The sequence below is a fragment of the Roseomonas sp. TAS13 genome, from assembly GCF_001950415.1.
GTDB classification, from domain to species: domain Bacteria; phylum Pseudomonadota; class Alphaproteobacteria; order Acetobacterales; family Acetobacteraceae; genus Roseomonas; species Roseomonas mucosa.
In genome coordinates this window covers 1-5,128 of record NZ_BDLP01000314.1, presented here as the reverse complement: position 1 = coordinate 5,128, position 5,128 = coordinate 1, and the positions used below count along the sequence as shown (strand labels likewise).

7 protein-coding genes are annotated in these 5,128 nt (G+C 61.7%); 2 read left to right on the top strand and 5 right to left on the bottom strand.

The features are described 5' to 3' along the window. Positions 1 to 76: 76 nt before the first annotated feature. Together ROTAS13_RS18970 and ROTAS13_RS18965 are read right to left on the bottom strand one after the other, a co-directional pair. Entirely contained in the window at positions 77 to 304 is a 228-nt protein-coding gene (locus tag ROTAS13_RS18970; RefSeq protein WP_019463481.1) for an AbrB/MazE/SpoVT family DNA-binding domain-containing protein, read from the bottom strand. 130 nt (positions 305 to 434) lie between these two features. Beyond that, entirely contained in the window at positions 435 to 749 is a 315-nt protein-coding gene (locus tag ROTAS13_RS18965) for a hypothetical protein (protein ID WP_075823111.1), read from the bottom strand. 356 nt (positions 750 to 1,105) lie between these two features. On the opposite strand from ROTAS13_RS18965, the gene ROTAS13_RS18955 reads away from it, so the two are divergent. Further along, positions 1,106 to 1,459, top strand: coding sequence for a helix-turn-helix domain-containing protein (locus ROTAS13_RS18955; RefSeq protein WP_075823110.1), 354 nt, complete (start codon positions 1,106 to 1,108; stop codon positions 1,457 to 1,459). Further along, a complete protein-coding gene (locus ROTAS13_RS18950) occupies positions 1,456 to 1,857 on the top strand; it encodes a type II toxin-antitoxin system VapC family toxin (RefSeq protein WP_075823109.1) in 402 nt (133 codons plus the stop codon). The genes ROTAS13_RS18955 and ROTAS13_RS18950 overlap by 4 nt, the downstream gene beginning before the upstream one ends. A gap of 148 nt (positions 1,858 to 2,005) precedes the next feature. Here ROTAS13_RS18950 and ROTAS13_RS18945 read toward each other — a convergent pair whose 3' ends face one another. The 3 genes from ROTAS13_RS18945 to ROTAS13_RS18935 form a co-directional block, all read right to left on the bottom strand. Next, positions 2,006 to 2,917 (bottom strand): replication protein RepA, encoded by a 912-nt coding sequence (locus tag ROTAS13_RS18945; RefSeq protein WP_371329203.1) that lies wholly within the window; start codon positions 2,915 to 2,917, stop codon positions 2,006 to 2,008. An 820-nt stretch (positions 2,918 to 3,737) separates the two neighbouring features. After that, positions 3,738 to 4,385 carry a ParA family protein gene (locus ROTAS13_RS18940; RefSeq protein WP_075823108.1) on the bottom strand — a complete coding sequence of 216 codons (648 nt, stop codon included), beginning with the start codon at positions 4,383 to 4,385 and terminating at the stop codon, positions 3,738 to 3,740. Between the two features lie 208 nt (positions 4,386 to 4,593). Further along, on the bottom strand, positions 4,594 to 5,128 hold a 535-nt coding region (locus ROTAS13_RS18935; RefSeq protein ID WP_171979151.1), incomplete at its 5' end, for an ATP-dependent RecD-like DNA helicase.

Below are 5,128 nucleotides of genomic sequence, written 5' to 3'. Positions count from 1 at the left end.
TGGATCCCGCCATACTCCCGCAGGGCCTGGTCGTGCAGGAACAGCACGACATCGGCCTCCAGGAACTCCGGGTCGCTCAACGCCTGGCGAGTTCCTGCAGCGCGTCGGCCTGCTCGCGCAGGACCTCGCGGGCCAGCTGCATCTGCCGCTCGAGCTTCAGGTTGCGCTTCACCAGCTTCACCCCATCCGCCAGTTCCACCAGGGTCAGGTCCTGGCCGACCTCCAGCCCCATGCGGATTCTCGTTTCGGCCGGGAACGTCACCCCGACCGAGTTGCCCTGCCGGCGCAATGTCACCGTGGTCATGATACGCCTCGTTCCGTCTTACGTTCAGTAAGACTAGGGCGTCTGCTCCGTCCCCTCAAGGGTCATCGACGCCTGCGGACCGCGTATGCCGCAATCATGGCCCTCCCAGGGGCACCCGATGTCCACACCTTCACCCTTCCCGTTCCATCGAGAGCGGGCAGCAGGCCTCGGCGGTGACGTTGGCCAGCCGGCTCAGCAGCAGCGCCGTGACGCTGCTGCCCGGCACCGCCGCGGCGATGTGCTGCAGCACCGGGATCCTGCCCAGCACCTGCTCGCTCACCGCCTGCGCCACCTGCCACACCAGCGACAGCCCGCGTAGCCCCGCCACCCCGGCCGCGATCCAGGTCAGCGCTCCGGCGCGGACCGGCCGGGGCCGCAACGCCTCTGGCGCCCAGCCATGGTCGATCCGCCCGCCGGGCAGCGCCTCCTTCGCCGCCAGCAGCATCGGCCCGGCCGAAGGAGTGGAGGACCAGGGGAGTCACCGAATCCCCCTGCCCTGCCGCACGGGTCTCATCCGGGTCGGGCGGCAGCGGCCGGAAGAGCGGCTGCGGCAGGTCGTCCAGGAAGCCCGGGTCGCGCCGCGTCACAGCACGTCCCCCAGCAGCTCGGCCAGCACGGCGTCGAGCCGGCGCGAGCGGGGCCTACGCAACCCGACCGTGGTCACGTTGTTCGAGATCGCCCAGGCGCTCGGCGTCACTCCGGTCGACCTGATCGGGCCGGACGAAGCCGACCACCACCCGGAAGAGCCAAGCGGCAACCGGTGTCCTTGAGCGATAAGTCGCTCTAGGCTACATAACGCTCATGATGATCCACCCCGACCAAGTCCGTGCGGCTCGGGCCCTGTTGCGTATCGAGCAGCGGGATCTGGCGATGCGCGCGCATGTCTCCGTGGCGACGGTTCGCCGCCTGGAGGCAGGCCAGGATGCGGCCCGGGTCACGCCGGTGATCCTGGAGAGCGTACGTCAGGCCCTGGAGGAGGCCGGAGCCGAGTTCATCGAGGGCGGCGTGCGCCGGCGGCCGGTGGCCCACACCGATGCCGGGACGCTGTTCGAGGAGCTGCGCGCCATCAGCCTGCGCAGCGCGGCGAAGCTGCGGGACCAGGCAGAGCCGCTGACCGAGGCGGATCTCTACGACGAGGACGGCCTGCCCGCGTGATCGCCGTGGACAGCTCGGCGCTGATCGCCATCCTGAGGCGTGAACCGGAGGCGGATGCCTTCCTGCGGGTCATCGTCGGGGCCGGGCCATGCTGCCTGTCCTCGGTCAGCCTGCTGGAGACGAGCATGGTGCTCGCCGGCCGCGGCGGGGATGCTGTGGCCTGGGAGGGGTTGGATGCCCTGATCGCCCGGGCGAACATGCAGGTGGTGGCACAGGACCGGGAGCAGGCGGAGGCCGCCCGGGAGGCCTTCTTGCGCTACGGCAAGGGGCGCCATCCGGCGGCCCTCAATCTCGGTGACTGTGCTTCCTACGCCCTGGCTAGGTGCTGGAACCTGCCCCTGTTGTTCAAGGGCGATGACTTCCCGAGAACGGATATCGTTCCGGCCATTTCGGCGTGAGTGGCAGATTAGACTGGATGTCCATCTGAGGTAGTATATCCCACCTCAGATAGACGTCTGGTTCAGAACAGTAGCAAGTATCGCTCATACCAATTGATGAGTTCCAGCATCTCTGGCCGTTTAGGTGCTTTCGGATGGGCTGTACCGGTTACGCTTTAATCAGACGGGGCATGACCGGTGATTTCGAGGGTTTCAGTGTCAATCCGCGTTCATCCACTTCCACTTCTGCCCTTGGATAGACTGCACATGCAAGACCAAGGTTTTCCAGAAACCGCGGTTTGAAGTGGTGGAGACCTTTGTAACCAACTCCAAACTGCCCCTGTAGCGCTTTCCAAGAAATCGGCTTTGGACTCTGTAGGACGTGTAGGCGGTAAGTTAGCCAGCAGTAGATATCTAATGCCATGCTATTGTTAGAAAGAGCCTTGATTGCTGCTTCCTCGATCGGAACAGGATGCTTTTGTAGTTGCTCAAAAAAACTTTCCGAGAGGCGAACGGTATCGGTGAAAAGTGATCCTTGAGACGCGTCGTCATTTCCAACGAACATCGCTGTATCCACGATGTTTTGGTTGACCAAACCAGCCCGACCAGCGGTTCGAATGTGGAACGTTAGTCTGCAGCGTGAGATCCGTTCCGCCTGTTCCCGAACGTCCTTAAAAGACTTACCACCAATTGGAATGCCGAGACGCGATAACCATGCGCGGAGGCTGCGTCCAAGCTCGATTTCCCGCCCTCCAGTCCGAAGTGCTTCGGATTGAAGAAAGAGTAAAATTAGACGGGCACGGCTCCCGTAAGGCACTCCTACCCACTCTGCTTCCTCGCAAGAGTCCACAGTTCGCCGGCCTGGTTCGACCAGAAGGGTTACGTGCTCGGAACTGATCTTCCAGATGGCATCGTCGGGGAGGCGTTTGTGCGGGAGCGCTGCTTGGGTCCAGCCAGAGTAGATGAAGCCAACGTTGGAATCCTCGTCGGCCATGTATGCCGAAGCGGCTTCCACAACGCGCCGGTCGATGTCGGTTGCCAGGGCTGCCATCTTGCCCTGGGTCTCGATCAGACGATGCACCGTCCCCACCGGCTATCTCCCCAGACTTCAGCCCCTTATGCCATGGCAACTGGGTCTGTCGCCTGTGGACTCCTGCGAGCGAAGCTATTTGAAGATATTAGAGATTCTAACTATTAGCTTGTTCGCAAGAGTCCACGGGATAACCGACAGAAGCCATTGATTCAACGTTCAGGCGTATCGCAAGAGTCCACAGATCACTCGCAAGAGTCCTCGGCTACCTTGTGAGCCGAAGGATGGCTGGCAATGTCTCCACTTCAGCCAGACGGGCCCGATTCGGTTACTCTTCTGCTCGCAAGAGTCCACACCTCGTGTCATGCTGGTCATCCGCCACGAACCTTTCGTCGGGGAGTTCGATCTTCGAGATCGGCAGTAGCCACCTTTATCCCGGCCTCCCGTAAGGCGTGTGTCAGAACCTGCTTGAGCGTAAGTCCCCGTTCTTCGGAGGATGCCAGCACTGCATCGAGAGTACTCTGACGCAGCCGTACAGTCAGAGCGGTCAGAACATCTGCTCGTTCAGACGTATTGCCGTCAGGACGTATTTTCGTATTGTCGACGTGCTGATTTATGGATGGAGCGTCTCGCTTCGGTGCAAGAGTGCCCGAGATTGATGTGGCTGGCTGGACATCTGATTGACCTGTTGTCTGTTCGCCATGTCGATCATACGTATGGCTGAAGTGACGTATTGCCGTCTGAGTGTCTTGCTTTGCCTCTACACGCGCTGGAGGAACGCTCGGGTCTTCTGCTCGCACTGCGGCCACTAACTCCGTCGGCGGCATCCTTTGCTCTGCCTCGGGCAGCTTCTTGAACGTGGGCTTGGCCATCAGGCGGTCATCCGGACAGCGGGCATGGCATCTTTGGCCCGAAGTTCTGCGATGAGATCCGTGACCTCCCGGAAGGCGGCACCGCTAGTCGGCATTTTCCCCGTGTGGCTTACCGCCTCATAATCGGCTCGGTGGCCAAGGGAAGTATTGAGCCGTTCTAGCCCCGCCTCCTTAATCTGTTCAGCGGCATGAGCAGCTACAGCCGTAGTTCGGACAGAGTTGAGAATTACCCAAGCCGGGATTGTCCGCCGAGTAGTAACCGAAAGTGACTTAACCTTTGTGGCAGTGGTCCTAGCCTCGTAGAGGTCTGCTTCCGAAGCCTTGCAGGGGATGAGCACCGCATCAGCCGAGGCAATCGCTACCGACGACCCAAGGTTCTCAAACCCAGCAGTGTCCACAAGGACTAAATCGTGCTGGTCGCGCAACTCGGCAATTAAGTGTGCCAATCGGTCCTCGTTTGCCTCAGCGCAGTGAGTAATCTCTGGGCCCTCGTAAATGGCAGTCAGCCATCGAGAAAGCGCCTTGTTGGGGTCCGCATCCACCACCGCGAAAGATGCTCCTTCGCGCGCTAGGAGAGCAGATATAGCCCGACCCAATGTGCTCTTGCCGCAGCCTCCCTTTGACCCAGCCAATGTTAAGACCGTCATTCGCATACGTCTCCATGTCCGAGTGCTCATACGTCCGTACATCATGTCTATCATACGCAGTGTCGCTCGCACAAACGTACTATCCTACAAACATACGTATTGCCGATCATACGTAAATTCATGTAGGTGGACGTCTGAGTAGGTTTGGCTATCTACGAAGCAACCTCAGAAAACGTGCCAGAGGCGCAGAGGCATTGGCTGATGCCAGCTACAGAGCCAGCCACTCACGGAGCTTCGACCAGCGTCGGCGTGCGCCCTGGTTGCGCACGGCAATCGCCAGGGCCCGGCGCTGCCCGAGCAGCACCACCAGCTTCCGGCCCCGCGTCACGCCGGTGTAGAGCAGGTTGCATGCCAGCATCGCATAGTGCTGCGTGCTGAGCGGGATCACCACCGCCGGGTACTCCGAGCCCTGGGCCTTGTGGATGGTGGTGGCGTAGGCCAGCACCAGCTCGTCCATCTCCCCGAAGCCGTAGGCGACCTCCCGCCCGTCGAAGACCACCGTGAGCTCGCCCTCCTCCAGGTCCATGCCCGTGATCACCCCGAGGTCGCCGTTGAACACCTCCCGGTCGTAGCTGTTGGCCACCTGCATGACCTTGTCGCCGGGTCCGAGGGTCCAGCCGAAGCGCTCGACCCGCAACTCGCCCGGTGGGTTCAGCGCCGCCTGCAGCGCGGCGTTCAGCGCCCGGGCCCCCAGCCTCGCGCTGATCAGCCGGGTGCGCGGTCCAGCACGCGCCGGACCTGCC

Bases quoted from the DNA above. Each gene is read 5' to 3' on its own strand.
- ROTAS13_RS18965 (WP_075823111.1), bottom strand. From the start codon at position 749: ATGCTGCTGGCGGCGAAGGAGGCGCTGCCCGGCGGGCGGATCGACCAT.
- ROTAS13_RS18955 (WP_075823110.1), top strand. From the start codon at position 1,106: ATGATGATCCACCCCGACCAAGTCCGTGCGGCTCGGGCCCTGTTGCGT.
- ROTAS13_RS18970 (WP_019463481.1), bottom strand. From the start codon at position 304: ATGACCACGGTGACATTGCGCCGGCAGGGCAACTCGGTCGGGGTGACG.
- ROTAS13_RS18940 (WP_075823108.1), bottom strand. From the start codon at position 4,385: ATGACGGTCTTAACATTGGCTGGGTCAAAGGGAGGCTGCGGCAAGAGC.